The organism is Colwellia sp., assembly GCF_013215345.1.
GTDB lineage: Bacteria > Pseudomonadota > Gammaproteobacteria > Enterobacterales > Alteromonadaceae > Colwellia.
In genome coordinates this window covers 1-2,345 of record NZ_JABSOV010000241.1, presented here as the reverse complement: position 1 = coordinate 2,345, position 2,345 = coordinate 1, and the positions used below count along the sequence as shown (strand labels likewise).

The window sequence follows — 2,345 nt, the reverse complement described above, 5'->3', positions numbered from 1 at the left end:
CAAAATCAAATTCAGGATCAGGTAAGAAGACTTCTTCACTCGGGGTATAATTAGATACGTTTGAAATAAAACCGTCTAATACTGTCATATCACCATCGGCAACACCAGCAACAACATCGGTATATAAGTTAACTGCGCCGGTAAGGTTTGTTACCCATCCTAACCAGCCGGAATGAGCGATATCTAAGTAGGTATAAACGTTATCAAGTTGAGCTAGACGAGAAATAGCGTATTGAACGCCTTTCACGTAGGTACCATTTGAACCGACCATACCACATTTTAATACGCGCATATTAGTGACTAAGTTAGGCAATGAATCAGGCTCTAGCACGGCAATAATTCTTAACTCTTTAAAGCGTGGGTCTGAAGCTATATCAGCAATTACATCAATATAATCACGCTTATAAATTTCTAAGCCATTTTTATCGGCATGTAAAGTACCATTAGAAGCAAGTGCAGCACAGTCACGATCAGGTAAGTTATAAACAACAATATTCACCGTCATAGGTACGCCATCTTGTTGTTGCAATAGTGCCTGTTCAAAATGTTGCTCTAAACTTAAACGGCCACTGTTAACATCACCGCCATATATTGCATCAATGCGGTCTAACCAGACTGCGGTAGGCTGCATTTTTAATTTCGCCATTTTTTCCTTTAGCTCAACATCGGTTTCTAAAGCGATAGAACCATCAACCAATGTTGCATAATCAGCGTTTACATAGGCAGCTGCGCCAAGAAATGGATTCGCCACATGCGTAACACCCGGTGCATCTCCTTCCACGGTAACATCTACACTGGTTGTGGCACTGTCTAAACCATCAGAAACAGTTAATGTGACCGAATATAAACCATTCACTGCATAGTTATGGTTAGCGCTTACCCCCTCACGAGTGGCGCCATCCCCAAAATTCCAGCTATAAGATAGGCTTTCATTTTCAGGATCGCTTGAAGTCGAGCCATCAAACGTTACATTGCGGCCATCTATAAAAAAAGTCATGTTTGCTACTGGCACTCCGTTTGCTGGAATATCAGTGACTTCAATAGATTGCTCTGCCGTATCAATAGCTTCGCCATCTGAAACGGTAAGCGTTACGATGTAAGTACCTTCAGCTGCAAAGGTATGTTGTGGATTAACGGTTGAATAACTTGCTCCATCATCAAAAGACCAGCTGTAAGTAAGTTCGTCGTTTTGATCATCGCTTGAATTTGATGCGTCGAAAGTTCGGGCTAAACCGACATTGTCAGTTACGCTAAATTCAGCAGTTGGCGCAGTATTTACACCGCCGCTACATACACTACCGCTAATTTCTGGTGTTTCAGCTGCGCTGCCTTCAGTTCCTTTGAGTCCTTGCAAACCAAAAGAAACACTATTTCCGGGTTGTATTTGACTATTCCAAACTAAACCTTCGGCTTGGTAAGGGTTGTTACCAGAGACTGTAGCAGTCCAAGACGAAACAACAGAAGAGCCATCGCTATAACTCCAACCAACCTGCCAAGCATCAATAACGCTGCTTTCGGTATTGGTGATAGTAATTGAACCAACAAACCCAGTTGCCCATTCATTGCCTATCGTATAGCTACAATCAGCGGCTGCTGCGTTTAAACTAGCAGCACAGAGTACTGCAAAAACACTTTTTTTAATTATTATTAACTTCATTTTAATACTTCCTTGATTATATAATTTACAGCGTTTAAACCTTTGTTTTTATTATTCCCTCAACCTAAAATGTAAGCGCTTACATTGCACCTCAAAAAAATACTAGTGCTGACCAACCTAAACATAGAAATCCATTATATGTTTAGGCCTTTAGCGACTAGCATATACAACAACTAATTTAAAATTTCACCATATAGCAACATTTTAAATTAGCTCATTATATAACCTGATAATAGAGCAAATAAATTTAGAATGGAATTTATTTGTATATAATTAAAGCTTATTTTTTATTCTTTATTGTCATATCAATGCTATATGGCACAGTTAGCGCATTTTATCTCCCTTTGACAGGAAAAAACGTCGGACAATTTACCGTAAATAATGCCAATAGTACAAGATTTATTCTACAAAAGACAAGTCTGAAATACCTAGTCAATTTCATCAGGCTTTAGCCTAAAAATAACACTAGAATTTGTGTCATGGCGAGAGATACTATTAAAAAATATACTATGGGATATATTCAGGCATAAAAAGGCCTATACAAACATATCGGCCTTTAAATTCTTTATTTAAACCTAGTGGTGCGCATGGGATGCTTGCCCCTTAGACCTTAGTCAACAGCAGTATCCATCATTTAGGCATAATAGCTTACATCAGATTTAGCAGCCAAGTATTCAACTAATTTATC

At 38.8% G+C, this 2,345-nt stretch carries 1 protein-coding gene; it reads right to left on the bottom strand.

Annotated features, from left to right (window positions below; all coding sequences use genetic code 11):
• Positions 1–1,657 (bottom strand): glycoside hydrolase family 6 protein (locus HRT50_RS18635; protein ID WP_291617299.1); only part of this gene is annotated, 1,657 nt, incomplete at its 3' end.
• Between the last annotated feature and the right edge of the window lie 688 nt (positions 1,658–2,345).